Origin of the sequence: Photorhabdus cinerea (assembly GCF_011189575.1) — a bacterium.
Taxonomy (GTDB): domain Bacteria; phylum Pseudomonadota; class Gammaproteobacteria; order Enterobacterales; family Enterobacteriaceae; genus Photorhabdus; species Photorhabdus cinerea.
In genome coordinates, this window is record NZ_PUJW01000002.1 from 286,005 (window position 1) to 306,045 (window position 20,041).

Annotated in this window: 20 protein-coding genes; 11 read left to right on the plus strand and 9 right to left on the minus strand. The window is 39.7% G+C overall.

All coding sequences use genetic code 11. From position 1 onward, the window contains the following. Positions 1-7: 7 nt before the first annotated feature. Both C5469_RS03345 and C5469_RS03350 read right to left on the minus strand, forming a co-directional pair. Positions 8-1,513, minus strand: a complete 1,506-nt coding sequence (locus C5469_RS03345; RefSeq protein WP_166302307.1) for an acyl-CoA carboxylase subunit beta — start codon at positions 1,511-1,513, stop codon at positions 8-10. Positions 1,514-1,748: 235 nt separating this feature from the next. Continuing rightward, positions 1,749-2,192 (minus strand): MarR family winged helix-turn-helix transcriptional regulator, encoded by a 444-nt coding sequence (locus tag C5469_RS03350; RefSeq protein ID WP_015834360.1) that lies wholly within the window; start codon positions 2,190-2,192, stop codon positions 1,749-1,751. A gap of 101 nt (positions 2,193-2,293) precedes the next feature. Between C5469_RS03350 and C5469_RS03355 the strand changes: the two genes are divergently transcribed. The 4 genes from C5469_RS03355 to C5469_RS03370 all read left to right on the plus strand — a co-directional run bounded on the left by C5469_RS03355 (position 2,294) and on the right by C5469_RS03370 (position 5,606). Next, positions 2,294-2,431 carry a hypothetical protein gene (locus C5469_RS03355; RefSeq protein ID WP_166302309.1) on the plus strand — a complete coding sequence of 46 codons (138 nt, stop codon included), beginning with the start codon at positions 2,294-2,296 and terminating at the stop codon, positions 2,429-2,431. A gap of 458 nt (positions 2,432-2,889) precedes the next feature. Further along, positions 2,890-3,471 (plus strand): nucleoside deaminase, encoded by a 582-nt coding sequence (locus C5469_RS03360; RefSeq protein ID WP_166302311.1) that lies wholly within the window; start codon positions 2,890-2,892, stop codon positions 3,469-3,471. Positions 3,472-3,793: 322 nt separating this feature from the next. Further along, complete coding sequence (locus C5469_RS03365) at positions 3,794-4,672, plus strand: PhzF family phenazine biosynthesis protein (protein WP_166302313.1); 879 nt, start codon at positions 3,794-3,796, stop codon at positions 4,670-4,672. A 142-nt stretch (positions 4,673-4,814) separates the two neighbouring features. After that, positions 4,815-5,606 carry a condensation domain-containing protein gene (locus tag C5469_RS03370; protein ID WP_166302315.1) on the plus strand — a complete coding sequence of 264 codons (792 nt, stop codon included), beginning with the start codon at positions 4,815-4,817 and terminating at the stop codon, positions 5,604-5,606. Positions 5,607-5,729: 123 nt separating this feature from the next. Here C5469_RS03370 and xylB read toward each other — a convergent pair whose 3' ends face one another. After that, positions 5,730-7,211 carry a xylulokinase gene (gene xylB / locus C5469_RS03375; RefSeq protein WP_166302317.1) on the minus strand — a complete coding sequence of 494 codons (1,482 nt, stop codon included), beginning with the start codon at positions 7,209-7,211 and terminating at the stop codon, positions 5,730-5,732. 36 nt (positions 7,212-7,247) lie between these two features. Continuing rightward, on the minus strand, positions 7,248-8,567 hold the full coding sequence (xylA, locus tag C5469_RS03380) for a xylose isomerase (RefSeq protein ID WP_166302319.1): 1,320 nt from the start codon (positions 8,565-8,567) through the stop codon (positions 7,248-7,250). Positions 8,568-8,738: 171 nt separating this feature from the next. Between xylA and C5469_RS03385 the strand changes: the two genes are divergently transcribed. Further along, a complete protein-coding gene (locus C5469_RS03385) occupies positions 8,739-9,920 on the plus strand; it encodes a XylR family transcriptional regulator (protein WP_207628687.1) in 1,182 nt (393 codons plus the stop codon). Positions 9,921-10,084: 164 nt separating this feature from the next. On the opposite strand, the gene C5469_RS03390 is transcribed toward C5469_RS03385, so the two are convergent. Continuing rightward, complete coding sequence (locus C5469_RS03390) at positions 10,085-11,398, minus strand: glycoside hydrolase family 30 protein (RefSeq protein ID WP_166302320.1); 1,314 nt, start codon at positions 11,396-11,398, stop codon at positions 10,085-10,087. A 557-nt stretch (positions 11,399-11,955) separates the two neighbouring features. On the opposite strand from C5469_RS03390, the gene C5469_RS03395 reads away from it, so the two are divergent. Together C5469_RS03395 and aptA are read left to right on the plus strand one after the other, a co-directional pair. Then, on the plus strand, positions 11,956-12,339 hold the full coding sequence (locus tag C5469_RS03395; protein WP_166302322.1) for a nuclear transport factor 2 family protein: 384 nt from the start codon (positions 11,956-11,958) through the stop codon (positions 12,337-12,339). Between the two features lie 186 nt (positions 12,340-12,525). Further along, positions 12,526-13,857 carry an omega-aminotransferase AptA gene (gene aptA / locus C5469_RS03400; RefSeq protein ID WP_166302323.1) on the plus strand — a complete coding sequence of 444 codons (1,332 nt, stop codon included), beginning with the start codon at positions 12,526-12,528 and terminating at the stop codon, positions 13,855-13,857. A gap of 114 nt (positions 13,858-13,971) precedes the next feature. Here aptA and C5469_RS03405 read toward each other — a convergent pair whose 3' ends face one another. Further along, entirely contained in the window at positions 13,972-15,000 is a 1,029-nt protein-coding gene (locus C5469_RS03405) for an NAD(P)-dependent alcohol dehydrogenase (protein ID WP_166302325.1), read from the minus strand. Positions 15,001-15,241: 241 nt separating this feature from the next. On the opposite strand from C5469_RS03405, the gene C5469_RS03410 reads away from it, so the two are divergent. Beyond that, positions 15,242-16,417: a DmpA family aminopeptidase gene (locus C5469_RS03410; RefSeq protein ID WP_166302327.1), complete on the plus strand. Its 1,176-nt coding sequence runs from the start codon at positions 15,242-15,244 to the stop codon at positions 16,415-16,417. A gap of 28 nt (positions 16,418-16,445) precedes the next feature. On the opposite strand, the gene C5469_RS03415 is transcribed toward C5469_RS03410, so the two are convergent. Together C5469_RS03415 and C5469_RS03420 are read right to left on the minus strand one after the other, a co-directional pair. Further along, complete coding sequence (locus C5469_RS03415; RefSeq protein ID WP_166302329.1) at positions 16,446-16,934, minus strand: GNAT family N-acetyltransferase; 489 nt, start codon at positions 16,932-16,934, stop codon at positions 16,446-16,448. Next, a complete protein-coding gene (locus C5469_RS03420) occupies positions 16,925-17,197 on the minus strand; it encodes a type II toxin-antitoxin system TacA family antitoxin (protein ID WP_166302330.1) in 273 nt (90 codons plus the stop codon). The genes C5469_RS03415 and C5469_RS03420 overlap by 10 nt, the downstream gene beginning before the upstream one ends. Before the next feature lie 304 nt (positions 17,198-17,501). On the opposite strand from C5469_RS03420, the gene C5469_RS03425 reads away from it, so the two are divergent. Further along, a complete protein-coding gene (locus C5469_RS03425) occupies positions 17,502-17,780 on the plus strand; it encodes a type II toxin-antitoxin system TacA family antitoxin (RefSeq protein ID WP_166302332.1) in 279 nt (92 codons plus the stop codon). Continuing rightward, complete coding sequence (locus C5469_RS03430) at positions 17,777-18,301, plus strand: GNAT family N-acetyltransferase (RefSeq protein WP_166302387.1); 525 nt, start codon at positions 17,777-17,779, stop codon at positions 18,299-18,301. The genes C5469_RS03425 and C5469_RS03430 overlap by 4 nt, the downstream gene beginning before the upstream one ends. A 409-nt stretch (positions 18,302-18,710) precedes the next feature. Here C5469_RS03430 and C5469_RS03435 read toward each other — a convergent pair whose 3' ends face one another. Beyond that, positions 18,711-18,881 carry an S-4TM family putative pore-forming effector gene (locus tag C5469_RS03435; RefSeq protein WP_166302334.1) on the minus strand — a complete coding sequence of 57 codons (171 nt, stop codon included), beginning with the start codon at positions 18,879-18,881 and terminating at the stop codon, positions 18,711-18,713. Positions 18,882-19,156: 275 nt separating this feature from the next. On the opposite strand from C5469_RS03435, the gene C5469_RS03440 reads away from it, so the two are divergent. After that, positions 19,157-19,612 (plus strand): hypothetical protein, encoded by a 456-nt coding sequence (locus C5469_RS03440; RefSeq protein ID WP_166302335.1) that lies wholly within the window; start codon positions 19,157-19,159, stop codon positions 19,610-19,612. Positions 19,613-20,041: the final 429 nt, after the last annotated feature.

Below are 20,041 nucleotides of genomic sequence, written 5' to 3' on the forward strand. Positions count from 1 at the left end.
AATTCCTTCATAGTTGTATGTTCGAGTGCCGTCTGGCTGGATGGCCACTTATTTTGTCTCTTAATATTCTGAAACTTGAAATAAGCCGGTTACGCAGATGAGAAGCCGGGATCAGTCCTTCAATGTAGGTTTTTTTGGCAGAATATGCAGCGCTAGCGTGGGCTTGACGATATTCTGTAATAAGAAGTTGTCGTTGTTTTTCTGGCTCTTGGGCGGCTGCCACAACTTTACGAAATATGATATTGACCGCACCTTCTGGCCCCATTACGGAAATTTCGGCATCAGGCAAGGCATAAATGAAATCAGTGGCTCCCCGATTAGCCAGTGTTGGATATGCTCCCCCATATGCTTTGCGCAATATCACGGCAATCTTAGGGATCGACGCTTCACAATAGGCGTGCATAAGCTTAGAGCCAGCGCCTATTATATTACCTTGTTCCTGTTGTTTTCCCGGTAAGTAGCCGGGTACATCAACTAATGTCAGCAAGGGGATGCCAAACGCATCACATAAACGGACAAAACGAGCTGCCTTTTCTGAAGCATCAATATCTAAACAGCCCGCTAACCAATTAGGTTGATTGGCGATAATTCCGATGACATATCCACCCAGACGAGCCAGACCGATAATGATATTGCGAGCATACAATTGCTGTATTTCAAGGAAAGTTTCTTTATCGACTATTTCTGCAATGACTTCCTTGACGTCGAAAGGAATAGATTTGTCATGAGGTACGATTTCCTTGATTCTGGGGGTTTCTCGCTGCATTGCTGTAGCATCTGAGATAACGCTAGGTGTTTCGGTGTTATTCTGGGGAAGGTAGGATAATAGATGCCGTGTTAAAGATATTGCCTCCAACTCTGAATCGACCAAAAAGTGAGCCAACCCTGTCTTGCTTGCATGCATTAACCCGCCACCGATATCCTCTTTGCTGACATTTTCTCCGGTCGCTTGTTTAATGACCGCTGGGCCGGTCAAAAATAAAGTAGATTGTTTATCAATCATTATTATGAAGTCAGTGAGTGCCGGTGTGTAAGCCGCTCCGCCTATACAGTCGCCGAGTATTAATGATATTTGGGGGACAACGCCGGAGGCTTGCACTGTTTTGTAAAATACGTAACTGAATTGAGAATTGGCATCAACGCCTTCATGTATGCGTAATCCAGATGATTGATTCAGTGCTATGATCGGCACGCCAGTACGTAAAGCTAACTCTATGACTTTGCATATCTTTACAGCGTGAATTCGGCTGGAACTTCCCCCCATAAACTGCTTGTCATGACCGTAAACAACTACTGGACGGCCATTGATGAATCCATATCCTGTAGATATCCCGTCTCCGGGTATTTTCTTTTGGTTTGCATCAAAGAGAATACAGTCATGTTCTGCAAGCGCATCCAATTCTGAAAAGCTACCTGAATCAAGTAGATTTTCGATCAGATTATAATTTGGGTTTGCGGGGGATACTTCTTTTTGTTGATTGATGATACCTGTAGTGTCAGATAATTCAGGCATGTAGTGACTCCGCTCGCATAACGAAACAAGACAACAAAATGAACCCTATCTGATTATGATAATAGATCTCATGCGAACTAATCGCAAGCTGTGTTATTGAGGATTTTGGTGATGAAAATCTGTGTGCTGAATTTAGATGTACGATGGACGCTCTCGCGGATTAAATGAATTTTTTATCCATTTTGATGTATATGGTACTTATTCGAGGCGTCCATCCCGTCAGATCTGAACCAGTTTATTCACTGGCTGCATTGATAATCTTGTCGAAGACGCGGTCAACAATAGCCAGATTTTCGTTAGGCTCACCATCAAGTAATCGCGCTCTGATATTTCTTACGACAATTTCTGCTTGCTCGGCTAAATTACGTCCTTCATCAGTGAGGTAAAGTGCCTTAGCTCGTCGATCGGTAGGGTCGTCTCGTCTGATCAGTAACCCAGCACCTTCTAGCTGATCGAGTAGCCTGACTAATGATTGTCCTTCAAGCCCCATGTGGTCGGCTAAGGTACGTTGGCGCAAACCCTCTCCAAGTTTATTAATCAGCCAGAGAGGGGTTGTTGTCGCTTCGGATAAATTCAGTTTGCTCAGTTCCTCATCAGATACCTTACGCCACATCCTTGCGGCGCGTTGCAAACGTAGACAGAATGTATCGTCAGCTAAGGTTAGTAAACTTGTGTACATCTTATTGCCTTTTTGTTTGAGTGCTTATGCCCTGATGAGATCAGCTAGCATGAGATAAATCTGTTAGCTATATATCGGAGTAAGCAGGAGCTTGTGAATCTATGGCAAGTTATGCTCAGAAAATAGATATACCTGTTATCTTTCAAGTTGCCTCTTTGTTGGCTGCACTCACTCACCCCGGTCACAGAGTTATCTATGCTCCCGGGGATTCGCTCCCTGGCCGTCGCGATGCATCTTGAAATCTATTGGGTATATTAACGAGCAATAAGCATGCTTCTAACTTCAAAGTTATACCAAATATACCAAAGTGAGGGAAGAATAGCACCATTTGTACAATTTCCTGGGTTGAACGTTGCCAACCGCAATCTTGTATACCCCTGCTTGTCACCTTTTTGTAGCCAAATCATCTAATAAACTAATTTGATCTATATAATATCTGAAAAAATGGTATGGCGATTATTGTATTAATAAATGCGAAAATAAACATCACATTAGTTACTTAATAATTCTCTTTTTTATGTAATTTACTTGTCAATATTAATAACAGAATATGGGTTTATATATCAGATAAAAAATAAACATAAAACCATGCCGTTATTTTTTAAATGATGCAATAGTTGGTAAATATTACTTTAGCTGTAATTTACCCTATTGAAATAGGCAACTGATTAGATTATAACTAAGAAAAGGATTAATCATGAATAAAACCCGAAGAGAATTATTGACAACGCTTGGTATTATGAGTGTCAGCATATCTTCTATTACACAAGCAGGAGAAAATAAAATACAAATCATTAATAACGCATTATCAAAACAGGAGATTGCTGAACATGAACAATATATGCGGGAGGCCATAACAGAAGCGATAAAAAATCCTAAACATCCTTATGGTGCGGTAATCGTTAACAGGAACAACGGGGAAATATTAAGTCGTGGTGTAAATTCAGGAGTAAAGAATCCCATTTTGCATGGGGAAATTCAGGCGATAAATCACTATGTTACTTTACATGGCAACCAAGGATGGAATAATGTCGCACTGTATACCACAGCAGAGCCTTGTTCAATGTGCATGAGCGCTTTGGTCTGGATTGGTATCCGTGAAGTGATATGGGCAACGTCTATCAATAGTCTTCGTAATATGGGTATACGCCAGATTGATATTTCTGCGCAGGAGATTGCAGAGAGAGCATCATCGTTTTACCGCCCGATCTCTTTGGTAGGCGGGATCTTAGCAAATGAGACAGATAAATTGTTTTCTGAACGCAAAAAGAAAAGCTGAATCATAGTATCCCGTATCGTAGCGAAATAGAAAAACGCTATCTCTGTTGTTGAATAAACCTGACATCATCAATACCTATCGATTGTAGGTACACAAATTGTTTTTTCTTTGATCTTTTTAAGGTCAGAAATTTCATGTCACATGATTAGTAACTGGGTACACTTACTATACAAACGGTGTATTTCAAAACTGTTTTGGTATTTTTGGCTCTGTATTTATATGTGGACTCAGAGTAGCATGAAACCATGTAAATATGAGACTGACTATTTGTCATTCTTTTTGGGAGCAGGGTTTAAATTAATTCAGAAAAACAGGAAATTCTATGTCTAGTGTACCTTTTAAACAAGTTGACGTTTTTACTTCAAAACGATTCAAAGGAAATCCCGTCGCGGTTGTTATGGATGCTTCTGATCTTTCGACGGAGCAAATGCAAAGTATTGCCAGTTGGACCAATCTTTCTGAGACCACTTTTGTTCTTCCAACAGTAGATACGGCGGCTGATTATCGGGTTCGCATATTTACACCGGGAAGTGAGTTACCTTTTGCGGGTCATCCTACCATTGGTACCGCACATGCATTGCTTGAAGCTGGCGTTATCTCAGTAACAGATGGGCGTTTAATTCAGGAGTGCGGCGCAGGCTTGATCACCCTAAATGTCAGTGAAATGGAAAATGGTGAACGGTCAATCTCATTTGAGTTACCAGAGCCGAAAATCACGTTACTTAGCAGAGAACAAGTAAATCGCCTTGAAGATATTCTTGGTTGTTCGATCAATTATGAATTAACGCCAGCATTAGTCGATGTTGGCGCCAGATGGATAGTTGCTTGTACCTCTGATGCAGAAACAGTGCTCACTACGCAGCCTGATTTCAGCCGCTTAAAAGATCACGACATTGAAATGAATTGCACTGGAATTTGTATCTATGGTTCGTACCCGGAAGGCATGGAGGCGCACATTGAAGTTCGTTCTTTTGCACCTGCTTGTGGTGTAAATGAAGATCCGGTTTGTGGTAGTGGAAATGGCAGCGTTGCGGCGTTTATGCGTCACCATCATGTTATGGCACCAGAAGGTGTGGTCGTGACCTCTTCACAGGGCGTAAAACTGGGTCGTGAGGGGTTGTTGTCGCTCGTTCAGCGTGGAGGCAAGATCTTCGTGGGCGGAAGTGCTGTTACCTGTATTGACGGCACAATTGCATTCTGAAGCAAATATAAGCGAATAAGACAGGTTCTAATTAAAACTGATACCAAAAGTTGTCGATAACGTAACTGTGCTTTAAGCCTGTTTAATGTAATACAGAATTATGAACAATGATTTATCTAAATTATTGTCTAAGGATGAAATAATGGAAGTTAACAAATCGGCTCGTGAAAGTAGTAACCAGGATATCCTATCAAACAAATGCAATGTGGATGATTTAAGATTTTGGTCTGCGTTACTTTCCGGCCGAGATAATTTTTCCATCCCTGTTGACAGGTTGGCTCGTGACCCTGATGAAAAGCGGGTTTTAAGGTCATCTTTTTATATTGATGAAAAACTTTATTTGCGATTACGTAACCTGGCTATATGTGAAGGCAAGTCACTCAATACCGTACTCTTGAGCGCATTTTATGTAGCACTTTCAGCATCATCAGGGCAGCATAATATTGTTATAGGCAACTCTTTGAGTAATGAGGATAACGGTAACAATAGCGCGTTGGACCCTGTTCCGTTAAGAGTGCACGTTCAACCAGATATTTCCGTTGTTTCACTTATTCATCATATCGATAAACTCATAACGAACATACAAAGATATCGCTTATGTTCATTTGACCAATTAAATACATTTCTGGAATCAGTTGAAGGGCTATCACACAATCCAATATTTCAAATAAAATTTGCCGTAAAAAGCGTTGATTTATTAAAAAATGAACAAGAAAAGCTTGATTTATCCCTCATCATTGATGACAGCCATGAGCAACTAAACGGTCAATTTTATTGGGCAGAAGCGGTATTTGATGCTACTACTCTGGATCAGCTGGTGGCGGTGTACCAGCAAGTGTTGGCAGCCATTGTTGACGATAAGCATCAACCCATCTTTACCTCCAAAGGGTACTCCCGCCTGATGTCGGCGGGAGTACCCTTTGGATGGGCTTGAAAAGCCCGTAGTTTCGACCTTGACATGAACACCCGACTCGACCTGCTGTGATCAAGATGGCGGCTGGTGACATGACTGTTGGGTCTACCCCAAATAACCGGTAACTGTCAGATGGGGTCTGAGCTAATACACATTATGTCGTTCTGGGAGATGAACCGATTTCAATGCCTGATAAATTTTACTAAATGACTGTCTTCTTTCTTGATAAATTTCATGGTGTTTCTCATTAGGTAGCACCACGTGTTCTAAAGGTAATTCAGGCAGCAGTTCCTTTAATGATAAAGATGGATTGAGTGCAATTTGTGCCAGGCGAGCTGCACCTAATGCTGGCCCTACATCACCTCCCGACCTAAATTCTAAAACTTGCCCAGTCACATCCGCTAACATTTGCCGCCAATATGGACTACGAGCACCACCACCGATCAAGGTAATTTTCTCCGGTGTCACACCTGCTTTAACTTTGTGAAGGGCATCTATACCCTCGGCCAGACCAAAACTAATACCTTCTAATACCGCTCGACAAAAATCGATTCTTTTATGTTGATGAGTTAATCCCCAAAATAGACCTTTAGCATTTGGATCATTATGTGGTGTCCTTTCGCCTGATAAATAAGGGAGAAAAATAGGAGAAGTGATATTAATATCTGTCTGAGATTCAATGGCGTCTAGCATCATTGGTACTGAAGAATAATGCGTTATTTCTGCAACCCAATCCAGGCAATTTGCCGCATTCAGCATAACAGACATCAAATGCCATGAATTAGGTAGAATATGGCAAAAACTATGTACGGCATTTTGTGAAGAATGGAATCCATCATTCACAACAAAATAAACCCCAGAACTTCCAAGAGACAGCATTGCTTGCCCTGAGCGGTATAATCCTACACCTAAAGCGCCGGCAGCATTATCTCCACCTCCGGCAATAACCGGTACAATTGGCATTCCCCAACGTTTAGCCACGTCAGGTAATAACGTACCCGTTATTTCATTACCCTCAAATAAATAGGGCATGTGAGAACGATTTAACCCAGTTGCATCAAGTAATTTATCACTCCAGTCTCTTTTGGTAACATCAAGCCACATTGTACCTGAAGCGTCAGACATATCTGTTGCAAAATTACCGCACATTTTAAACCGCAAAAAATCTTTCGGTAATAAAACCTTATTAATTTCCGTATAAATCTCTGGTTTATGCCTGGCTATCCATTTTATTTTTGGCGCCGTAAAACCCGGCATAATCACATTACCTGTAATCTCTTGTGCATCAGGAACAAGATGCATAATTTCTTCACACTCTTTTGCACAACGTCTATCGTTCCAGAGAATCGCCGGATGCAAAACGTGATTATTTTTATTTAGTAAAACAGCGCCATGCATTTGCCCGGTTAAGCCAATAGCTTTCACTGATTGAAGTGAGTTTCTTTGAGATAATTTTTGAATAACTATCTCAGTTTTATTCCACCATTCTGAAGGTTCTTGTTCTGAATAAAGCGGATGTGGATGAGAAATTGATAGCTTCTCACTTGCGATATCAATGATTTTACCTTCTTCATTCAGTCGTACCGCTTTTATACTTGATGTTCCTAAATCAATACCAATATACATAGTCCACCTTTTCATTCTCGTGATCTGTCAATTAATCTAACCATAAATATAGCGATTAATAAGATTTTCCAGCAATTCTTGTTGCCCACTTTGATGTTGAGGTTCTTGTGTCAATTTTTCTGCATAATCAGCAATTTCATCAAGCGTCATTTTTCCTTTAAGAATATTTTGACCTAATTCACTATTCCAACCAGAATAACGTTGAGCGATATATTTATCTAATTTGCCGTCTACTAATATTTTCACGGCATTTTTTAATGATAATGCCATAGTATCAATTGCGCCGATATGTCCATAAAACAGATCATCAATATCGATACTTTGACGGCGAACTTTTGCATCGAAATTTAAACCGCCTGTTGTGAAGCCTCCGGCTTTTAAGATCTCATACATCACAAGTGAGTTTTCTTCTACACTATTCGGAAACTGATCGGTATCCCAGCCAAGTTGAGCATCCCCGCGATTTGCATCAATAGAACCAAATAGACCTAATGCAATTGCTGTTGCAACTTCATGTTGAAATGAGTGCCCGGCTAATGTGGCATGGTTGGCTTCAATATTCAGCTTAATTTCGTTTTCCAAGCCAAACTGTTTTAGAAAACCGTAAACTGTCGCTACGTCATAATCATATTGGTGTTTAGTTGGCTCCTGCGGTTTAGGTTCAATAAGCAAGGTGCCCTGAAAACCAATTTTATATTTATAATCTACAACCATTTGCATAAAACGACCGATTTGTTCTCTTTCCTGGCGTAAATCTGTATTGAGCAAACTTTCATAGCCTTCACGTCCTCCCCAGAGTACATAGTTTTCACCAGCCAATTTTTTAGTTACTTGCATGGCTTGACATACCTGTGCTGATGCATAAGCGAAAATATTTGGATCTGGATTAGTTGATGCGCCGGCAGCATAACGTGGATGGGTAAAACAATTTGCTGTTCCCCATAACAACTTAACGCCGGTTTGCTCCTGTTTGTTGGCAAGAATATCGGACATGACATTCAAATTATAAATATATTCTTTTAAGGAATAACCTTCAGGGGAGACATCAATATCATGGAAACAATAAAAAGGAATATTCAGCTTGTAGAAAAATTCAAAAGCAACATCGGCTTTAAGTTTAGCCCGTTCTAAGTCATTACCTCCTTTTTGCCAAAAACGTTCAAAGGCGCCAGAACCAAACATATCGGAACCATTCCAGCAGAAGTTATACCAATAGCAAGCAGCAAAACGCAGATGATCTTTCATTTTTTTCCCCAGAATAATCTCTTCAGGATTATAGTGGCGGAAAGCCAATGGATTATTGCTTTGTTTACCTTCATAACTCACTCTATTGATTTGTTCAAAATACCGGTGCATATCAACCTCTAATCTATAGACATACGTGGGTGTATAAAATTTTGTTCACCAACAGCTATTTTTTCAATTGTGTTATTTTATTTCGTCATTAAGATTATTGTTAATTGTGTGATTTATCTCATAATTCGGCATTAATTCAATCCTAAAAATTAATCCTTAAGGTCACTAATAATGCATAGACGTTATCATATAACATTATTATTCAACGCCAATAAAGCTTATGATCGTCAGGTGATAGAAGGAATCGGAGAATATTTACAGACATCTCAATGTAATTGGGATATTTTCATCGAGGAAGATTTCACTACTAAATTAAATAGTCTTAACACCTTGCAGAGTGATGGAATTATTGCAGATTTTGATGATATAGAAATCCAACGTTTTTTCAGCCAGTTAGATATTCCTGTTATCGGTGTTGGTGGTTCTTATCACCAGGAAAATCACTATCCTGCGGCGCATTATATTGCGACAAATAACTTTGCTTTAATAGAAAGTGCATTTAATCATTTAAAAGCTAAAGGTATTAAACATTTTGCATTTTATGGTTTACCGCCAGCTAGTGGTAAACGATGGGCAATAGAACGTGAATATGCTTTCCGGCAATTGGTCGAAAAAGAAAAATATCAAGGTGTTGTGTATCAGGGAATGGAGATAACGCCAGAAAACTGGTTTTATGCACAAAATAGATTAAAAGATTGGATTCAAACTTTACCCTTAAATACAGGAATTATCGCGGTAACAGATGCAAGAGCCAGGCATATTTTAGCCGCATGTGAACATTTGAATATTCCTATTCCTGATAAAGTCTGTGTTATAGGTATAGATAATGAAGAAATAGCCCGTTTTCTTTCACGTACTGGACTGTCTTCCGTTGTGCAAGGTACACAACAAATGGGTTATCAGGCTGCAAAATTACTTCATCGGCTTCTTGATGGTTATGCGCCTAAAAAATATCATCGTCAGTTAATTCCACCTTTAAAAGTTATTGCAAGACAATCGACAGATTTTCGTGCATTAAAAGATCCCGCTGTCATTCAGGCAATGCACTATATTCGCCATAATGCTTGTAAAGGGATAAAAGTTGAACAAGTTATTGATGTTGTCGGCATGTCACGTTCTAATCTTGAGAACCGTTTTAAAAGTGAATTTGGGCAAACAATTCATACAATCATCCATAATAATAAATTATATAAAGTAAAAAATCTCTTAACAGATACCTCTATTTCAATAAGTGAAATTGCCAGTATTTGTGGATATTCTTCTTTACATTACTTTTATTCTATGTTTAAAAGAAATTATAATATGACACCTAAAGAATATCGAGATAGATATAAAATTACCAAAAAGATTTAAACGTTAAATGACCCGTTAATGTAATAAACCATCCTTTAAACTAACAGGATGGTTTTTAATTAAATATTTTCACTTTTTCTTATAACGTGAAAAATCCCCATTCCCATGGTGTATAGCCCAGTATATCTAAATCATCTGATAAAATAGACTAAGTAAATAATAACTTAGCTAAAAACAATAGAATTAATAGAGTCAGGCTCTAAACAAACATGCCAAACATCATTATTATAACTTATATTTAATGATTGTTTTTCTTTATATGCGTTATTTATGTTAACAACAATAGAACCATCTTTATTTTCGAAAGCGACAGAATTCCCTGACATATTACCCTCTAATTCAACATGTTCCGCATCAGGCAAAATTAAACCAGAAAAATGACGCATGACATAATATTCTGGATTATATATTACTTCGTTTGTTCCTTTAAAAATACTAATCATGCTATTCTGTTGCCAGCCCCAACTACTTTCTCCACCTGAATGTAGCACCATATTCCAGTATAAATAACCATTAGCACCATTAGTTAAATAATGCCTGAAAAGTGTAAATACATAATGAGCATAGTCCCAACTATTATGACCATCACCACATTCATTTTCAGTTTGATAATATTTTAATTCTGGGTAGCTTTGTACCGTCCTTTGAATAGCATTTTTCCCTTGCCATTGATAGCCAACGCCTTTTACATATTTATAAGCGTCTGCATCACGCAATACACAATTTGCGTAATCATCATAATCCCGTCCAACTTCTTTAGAGAATTCTGGTGCATTAATGGTGCCTAGCCAAATTTCAGTTTTTATATTATTTTGTTCGAATTTAGGACCAAGGTGTTTTTTTATAAAATCTCTTAATTGCTCACCGATCCATACACAAGAAGGGAATTTTTGATCCGCGGCAACTTCATTTTGAATATGAACTTGAGCAATTGCAATGCCTTCTTTTTGATATTCTTCGACGAATTTCGTAAAATATAAAGCATATGCATCCTGGCTTTTAACATCATTCTTTAATCTACCAAAATTATAGACTTGATGAGTCTTAAGCCATATAGGGGGACTCCACGGTGAAGCGGATATTTTTAGGTTTGGTTGTCTTTCTAAAGCTTGTTTTATATAGGGAATGAGTAAGCGTTTATCTCTCTGAATGGAGAAATGTACCATATTATAATCATTTTCAATATCATTTAAACTATACCAGGAAATTGCATAATCACTGGCGCCAATAGGCATTCTGGCTAATGTGAATTTGCATTCTCCATCTGGTGAAAATAGTTTATCTAAAACGGTTTTTCTATTTTCTTTATCTAGATCTAATAAAGCTTTCATTCCAATCTCATTAAAGCAGCCACCAAATCCGTCTAACTTACGACCTCGTTTATTGGTAATGATTAAATTGGGTTTTTTATTTGTTTTTGTAATAAATGATTCTTCTTTCCATTTTTCTTTATCATTTGTATAAATAAATTTAATCATGTTTTATATCCTTTTATTATTAAATACAAGTAAATTTACATAATATTATTTGTTTGTTGCAACCAATTAAACACAGTTAATTCAACTTTAGTATTACGTTATTTCACAAATGGTTTAATTTAACTGGTTTTTTTGAATTACATCACATATCTTTTATCGAGATTATTTTTTGATTATAAACCATAGTGTTAATAATATGGATGTTTACATTAAATTAAAGGGCAGGGTAGAAGCCGCGCTCTTGAGAAAATAAACGTAACTACACAACACACATGCATCAAGCACAACAGGATATGGGGAATGAGTCATTATACGGGAGCGAACTTCCCCAAATTTACTCAACAGTATTGAATAAATCAGTTGGCTTTTGATACTTGAAACAGGCTGGTGTCAATTTGCCCGGCAGCAGTATCGATTCACCACAAAGAAAGTGCGAAATTCTCGTAACATGATTGTTAAAATGCATAAATTTATTTTATGTATGATATAAAAACTATGCGCTATTCCGGTTTACGGTTTTCAACATCCACATTTACCTTAAATTAAGGAGTTATTACATGAACAACCCAACCTATATTCAGGAATACAACTCTATCGTTGAAGTTATAAACAAGTACAAAGAAGGCTGTGCAAAAGCTAACAGCGACATGATGAAACCTGCTTTTAATGAACAAGCGACCATCTTTGGTGTTGATGACGATAACAAGCTGGTCGGCGGTCCGATTCAGGGGCTTTTTGACATCATCGACAACACTTTCTGTCCATCCCCGGAAACGAAAATTGTCATCGTTAGTATCGATATTGTAGGAACCGCCGCTAGTGCCCGTATTGACATGGATGACCTTTCTGGTTTCCGTTTCACCGATTTCCTCAATCTTTTGAAAGTGGATGGTAAGTGGACGATCGTCAGCAAAATCTACCATACTCATCAGAACACGTAAGCCAAAACGATATGGGGCTAATTCAAGTCTCTATCGTGAGCCTGACAGCGTTCTTTTTAGACGCTATTGAAATCTTCGCGATATGCCGAATTGATAGGTAAGGGAATACAAAGTATTTAAATATGTTGGCGAAAATAGAGGTGGTGCACTAAACTAAAATTTTACTTTTGTGAGAGGAAGTTAGCTATGTCTGAAACCCGTTTTTCTGAATCGTTAAACCTGAAATCTCACTGGATGCCATTCAGCGGCAACCGAAATTTCCAACGCGATCCCCGCCTTATCGTCGCAGCTGAGGGACAATGGCTAAAGGACGATAAAGGGCGCCAGATTTATGACAGTCTGTCTGGTCTTTGGACCTGTGGAGCGGGTCATACCCGAACAGAAATTCAAAAAGCTGTCGCCGCTCAATTAAGCACTCTCGATTACTCGCCAGGCTTTCAGTTTGGTCATCCCTTATCGTTTCAACTGGCAGAAAAAATTGCCAATTTAACACCCGGTGATCTTAATCACGTCTTTTTCACCAGCTCAGGTTCTGAGTCTATAGACACCGCCGTTAAAATGGCGCGAGCTTACTGGCGTGTGAAAGGCCAATCCACGAAAACCAAACTGATTGGCCGTGTGCTTGGCTATCATGGTGTCAATATTGCTGGTACCAGTTTGGGGGGGATTGGTAATAACCGCAAAATGTTCGGGCAATTGATGGATGTAGATCATTTACCCCATACGTTACAGAGTGGTATGGCATTTACGTCAGGTATGGCGGAAACCGGCGGCGTGGAGTTGGCCAATGAAATGCTCAAGTTAATCGAACTGCATGATGCCTCCAATATCGCGGCGGTTATTATCGAGCCGGTGTGCGGTTCCGCTGGTGCGATTATTCCACCTAAAGGGTATCTACAGCGTTTGCGTGAAATTTGCGATCAGCATAATATTTTGTTGATTTTTGACGAGGTTATTACCGGCTTTGGCCGTATGGGGCGCTGGACGGGTGCTGAGTATTTTGGTGTGACACCAGATATTCTTAACTTTGCCAAACAAATTACCAATGGCGCTATTCCTCTGGGAGGTGTAGTAGCAAGCAGTGAAATTTATGAAGTCTTTATGTCCCAGCCACTGCCGGAACACGCCGTGGAGTTTAGCCATGGTTATACCTATTCGGCACACCCCGTAGCCTGTGCCGCTGGGTTAGCAACCTTGGATCTGTTGGATAAAGACCATCTTATCCAGCGCTCTGCTGAAATTGCTCCTCATTTCGAAACCGCCCTTCATGCTCTCAAAGGTTGTCCAAACGTGACTGACATCCGCAACTGTGGCTTGATAGGGGCAATTCAGTTGACTGCCCGTGACGGTGATGCCGCTGTGCGGCCTTTTGATGCCAGCATGGCGCTTTGGAAAGCGGGTTTTTATGTACGCTTTGGCGGTAATACGCTGCAATTCGGACCTATGTTCAATGCTGAACGAACTGATTTGGATCGCCTTTTTGACGCCGTTGGTGACGTCTTGCATCACATTAACTGAGGAGAGGGCGGGTAACCCGCCCAAAGCAAGGTGGGAGAGGAATTTCGACGGGGCGTTATTGCGTTCCGCAATCGATACCAGCGTAGAGCACTAACATTTAGCAATGGAAATGCACTACTCCAATTCCAGCATAATTTTGATATCTGTCGGGCGGCCCTCTGCGGCTCGTTCGTAAGCCTGAACGCTGTCTTTAAATTTATAGGTTGCAGATAATAGGGGAGCCACATTGAGCTTGCCAGAGCTAAGTAAACGGATAGTGCGAGGATACATATTTGCGTAGCGAAAAATGGTTTTAAATGTGATCTCTTTAGCTTGAGCAGAAACAATATCAAATGGCGCAGGATCGATAGGCATACCGACCAGAACAGCGGTTCCACCGGGTGCAATGTGATCTGAAATAGTCGCAATCACTGGTTTTGCTCCACTACATTCAAATAGAATATTGACGCCACTACCATCGGTTAATGCGTTAACTTTCTCCGCAAGTACTTTGCTATTAACAGGGTGGAGACCTGGATACTGTTTTGCAATTTCTAGTTTTTCATCGAACAGATCACAAATAATGACATCAGAACAACCACCGGCTAATGCAGCAAGTGCAGTAACAATTCCGATAGTACCAGCACCAACAACTAATGCGATATCTCCTGGTTTAATTTCTGCTTTTGTGGCTGCTTGCATACCGATAGCTAATGGTTCAACCATTGCACCTTCTGCAAAACTGACATTTTCTGGTAATTTGAAGGTAAATGCTGCTGGGTGAATAACAAGTTCACGTAAGCAACCATCAATAGGCGGAGTCGCCCAGAAACGGACTTCTGGATCTAAGTTATAAATCCCCGCCCGTGATTGTGGTGATTGCAGATTAGGAATGCCAGGTTCCATACAGACACGATCGCCAATTTTTAAGTGAGTCACATTTTTACCAATTGCTGTGATGACACCGGATGCTTCATGCCCGAGGATCATCGGCTTTTCGACAACAAATGGCCCAATACGCCCGTGTTGGTAATAATGTACATCGCTGCCGCAAATCCCCACCGAGTGAATTTTTATCTCAACATCATTTTCACCAAGTATTTCGGGGGTTTTCCAGTCTTGAATTGAAATTTGTCCTGCTTTCTCTAATACTAATGCCTTCATAATATATCCTCTCATTTTTATGTTATCGATATCATTTGCTACATGAAGAAGATAGACAGTGAATGGACAATAAGCAATTTAACTTATGTTGAATATTTAGTAATGGAAATTTTTTAACCGAGATCCCAGAAAAAGGTACAAAAGGGTATATCGACTGGCCGAAAACGAATTCCTTTCATATCATATTGGATCTTCATGTTCAGAAAATCTTGAACTGGCAAATTAATTACAAGGAGTGATGATGAAAATATTAAATATTATAATTTTATCTATATCGGCAATAATAACTTCCAATTCTTTAGCTAATGAGATTAGAGCAAGGGATTTAGGCATTCCTTTCTCTGGTGTAACGGGGAAATATAATGCGATTACAGATGTTAGTGGTGTACAAGTTGGCTATTCAACCATAATAGAAGGGGATGGAAAGCTAGAAGTTGGAAAAGGTCCAATAAGAACCGGTGTGACAGCTATATTGCCAAGAGGGAAGAAATTTAGCCCGGTATTTTCGGGTATATTCTCTTTAAATGGAAATGGAGATATGACTGGCAATCAATGGGTCAAAGAGAGTGGTTTCCTGGAAACACCAATATTAATCACTAACACTCATAGCGTTGGTGTGGTCAGAGACTCAACAATTAGCTGGATGATTGATAATAATTTAATATCACCACTAAAAGATGATTTATTTTGGTTATTACCTGTGGTTGCAGAAACGTGGGATGGAATATTAAATGATATAAACGGTATGCATGTAAAAAAAGAACATGTATATAATGCATTGAATAGTGCTAAATCAGGAGCGATAGAAGAGGGTAATGTCGGTGGGGGAACGGGCATGAACCTTTTTAAGTTTAAGGGAGGCACAGGCACTTCATCAAGAATTCTGGATAAAAAAGATGGAGGATATACTGTTGGAGTTCTTATTCAAGGCAACTTTGGTGATAGGGATGACTTGATTATTGCGGGGATTCCAGTTGGTAAAGAAATAAAGGATCTCAATCCGATATATCATGGGAGCAAGAAAAAAATAAAGGATGCTGGTTCTATAATAGCGGTGGTGGCCACAGATGCACCATTAGCTCCTCATCAATTAGAAAAAATAGCTAAAAGAGTGTCTCTTGGGCTTGCAAAGGTAGGTGGTGTAGCTAGGAATACGAGTGGTGAGATATTTATTGCATTTTCAACTGCAAATAATGATGCATTCTCCAGAGATAATGCAAAAATAATAAAAATACTGCCAAATGACAAACTAGATCCTTTGTATGAGGCAACAATAAATGCAACAGAAGAAGCAATAATTAATGCCATGATTGCAGCCAAAAAAATGGTTGGGAGAAATGGTAATACTTCGTATCCTATTCCTAAAGATAGGGTTAAAGAGATATTAAAAAAACATAATGTGCTCAATATCACCTGAAATGCCCGTAGAACGTTAATACCAACAATTAGTTCTGTTTGCCTAATGGAAGCATCAGCGTGTATGGCTCCAACGGTGACTGGGCGAAGCCAAGACGCGTATAGAACGTTCGGGCGTTCTCATCAAGTGCGTGGACGATTATAGCTGAAATGCCCACCTGTCCCGCCGTGCTGGCGACACGCTTCCAAGCATCTTGGAGAAGCAATGCCCCGAACTTCTTCCCCTGATATTCCACATCGACAGCCAGACGGCCGAGAAGCACTACAGGGATAGGATCTGGCATATTGCGTTTAAGCGATGGTGTAGATTCAATATGATTAATTGAACCGGCGCTTAGACAATAATAACCGATAACGTCTTTTGTGCCTTCCTTGCAAATAACAAATGTGCGGCTCGCGCCGAGCTTATTATTTTTTAAAGCCCGGCGTGAAAGCCATTCGTTTAATGTTTCATGCTGGCAATAAAAATCATTTATATTATGTTCAGCCGTTAATATTTCAGGTGAGCTTATTCCCATGGTGCTTTATATTCCATGAGTTTTTTAAAACCTGCATTATCAGAAAGCGGTTGCTCCAGCATCTGCATGAACACATGATATTTTTCGTCGTTAACGAAAAAGTGGCGCTGATTGAGTATGGCATCTTCGGCTGCGCGGCAGGCAGCATCCAAGATGAAATCAGTTCGGGTCTTTGAGTGCAAGTTTGCTGCATGGTCAATAAGCTCCCTCTGGAAGGCTTTCGCCCGGATGTTGATTGGGGTTTCTTTAGGTTGTGTTCTCATAAATCACCTGTGTAGCAAATTGGTAGACAGTCATTATAGCAGTTGTATAACTAATAGATATACATTTAGCGTCTCCATTTGAAATCTCATGAAACGTAAGCATGCTAGCGTTGCACCTGATTCAAAACTGCATGAGGAAGCTCATCATGGATCTCCTGACGAAGCTTTTCGGAACTTCGTCATTATCGTGGGGTATAGACATTTTGTTTTTGACACCAAGTATGTATGGATTCAATGCGTACATATTGAAAGCAAACTTTCTTTGTTGTACATTTTCAATATGTACAAATAGGAGGGCTTAATCATGCCTCAGATCCCAATAGAAACTAACGACCGTATGTCACTACGTATTGCCTCAGAAGAAAAGTCGCTGTTGATGCGTGCAGCCGCTTTACAGCATACCAACTTGTCTGAGTTCGTGATCCGCCATGTGATGTCAGCAGCACGGAAGATCATCGACGAGAACGAACGGCTGGAGCTGACCGAAAGAGATAGTTTGCATGTTCTGGATCTTTTAGATAATCCACCGGCGCCTAATGATAAATTGATGGCCGTAGCCTTTGCCTTACCGAAGCAATCATAATGCTATTGAACTGGCACGAAGAGCCCATTGGCAAACATCATGATCGCGGTGCTTTTGACTGTGGCGATGAGGCGTTGAATCAGTTTTTATATCGCCATGCAAGACAGAGCCATGAGAAAGGAGGGGCAAAAACCTACCTTGCAATTAGCGAGAGCAATGAAAAGATATTGGGCTACTATAGTCTAAGTCCCGCCTCCATTGCTTATGAACGTGCACCGGAGGTGATTAAACGTGGTCTGGCTCGACATGATGTGCCGGTATTTCGGCTTGGTCGTCTGGCGGTAGATCTTTCAGTACAGAGTCAAGGACTCGGTGGCCAGTTGTTGCTTGTCGCTGGGAGGCGCTGTTTGTTGGTGGCCGCTCAGGCAGGCGGCGTAGCATTGCTGATTGATGCCAAGAATGAGCGTGTTGCTCACTGGTACGCCAGTTATGGTGCTGTCCCGTTATTAGATGCTCCTTTATCTTTGCTGTTACCATTCAAAACGATCCATACAGCGCTGACTACAGCGGGGAAGCTCTAAATGAATGCCGCAACAAACCACAGTTAAATTACAGCTACCACTAGGTATCTCTGTTAAAAGAAGTGATTTAGTTAAAAAATTAACGGGGAAATAATTTTTCCGTCCCTAAGACAAGTCTGGACAAATATTGCGGCCTCAAGAAGTCCTAACCTGAGCAAGTACCTGTTTTATAGGAAGGTGGAAAAAGGGGAGACTGCTAAAAAACGCTCAGTCCGATTGATTTTTTGAAGAACCAGAGAGAGTCATGAACTTATTAATCCATACATATTATTTAACATAATATACATTAGGCGCACTCTGGTTGTAGCACCAATATAGTCATGTATGTCACTTTGGTATTCTTAGCTGAGTGTGCTGAGGGCTCCTCATAAATCGGCACTAATAAATCAAAACCATATTTTGGTAGATTTTAGTAAGAAGATGCTTTAAAAATACTCTCACGACTAATTTTTCCAACTTTAAACTCGTTCCATGGAATGTGTAGAACATCACAGTCATATATTTCCTGAATGGTCGGCGCAGTCTTTTTTATTGATGGAAAAATACCAGAAAAAATAATTTCATTGAAGTAAAACCACACTGTGCATCTATATTCCCCCTATTTATAGAAATTTTACAAACAGTGTCGAAATATTATGGTTATTATTGAGGTATATATAAAAATAAGAATGTGAAAAAATTTCTTATGATCTAGTATATACCTGTCATCTTTCAAGTTGCTTCTTTGTTGGCTGCACTCACTCACCCCGGTCACATAGTTATCTATGCTCCCGGGGATTCGCTCCCTTGCCGTCGCGATGCATCTTGAAATCCATAGGGTATATAATTTTTAATTTCAATTGGAGGTTTTAAAAAATGGTTGCATATAATATTGTTAAACAGCAAGGCGTTGATATTTTCAAATATGTGAAAGCTGGACCAATGGAATATGGTGAAACTTCTTTAATAGCTGAGGATATAATAAGATCGACAGACCCAGCACTTCAATGGGTGCTTGAGAATATTCCTGAGCCTGTGAATGGAGGGAGGACAACTATTTCTCAAATGTATACAGGTTTGTATTGGGTACGTGGAGATAATTTTGTTGTTGGAGGTAAAAATTATACTGGCATTAATCTCGCATCTCAATCTTCCACACGACCAAGATTGAACGTAATTCTTCAATCAGGATTTACAGGTTATGACTTATATACATCATCCTATGAATATATTAATTATGTATATGATCCTAGTTCTGGTAGTACTAGAATGTGTCTTTCTACTCATTCTACTAACATTGATAAGGGATGGTCTTTTATTAAGGTGTCTTAAGTAATAAATTATGGTCATTATTTATTCATTTTTTATTTTGTACTTCCCTCGAAGTAAGAAGGAAAAAAGAATGAATAATCTTTGAGCCTATCCCCCGTGAGTTCTATGTTGCATAAACCTGTTGCCAGCATTTTTAGTTTGGCAACAGGTTTTCGCTACGTGCAACTGATATGGAAATGGAGTGACATTTTAAACTTGGAATAACAACTTACTCTGGAAAGTCGAGTATATCAACATCCATCGACTGGTGAATAACGCGTGAAATGAAGATGTCGTCATCCTCGTTCTTTCGTCTTCGTACCTGAGTGATTTTTACTCAGCGGGTTTAGAAAGAGGGATTTCGTCTCCGACCATCAAACAACCCCATTGCTGACAACCCGCTAAAAAACCGGCTTTGCAGGGAGCAGCGCGGGTTCCCTGCTACTCGAT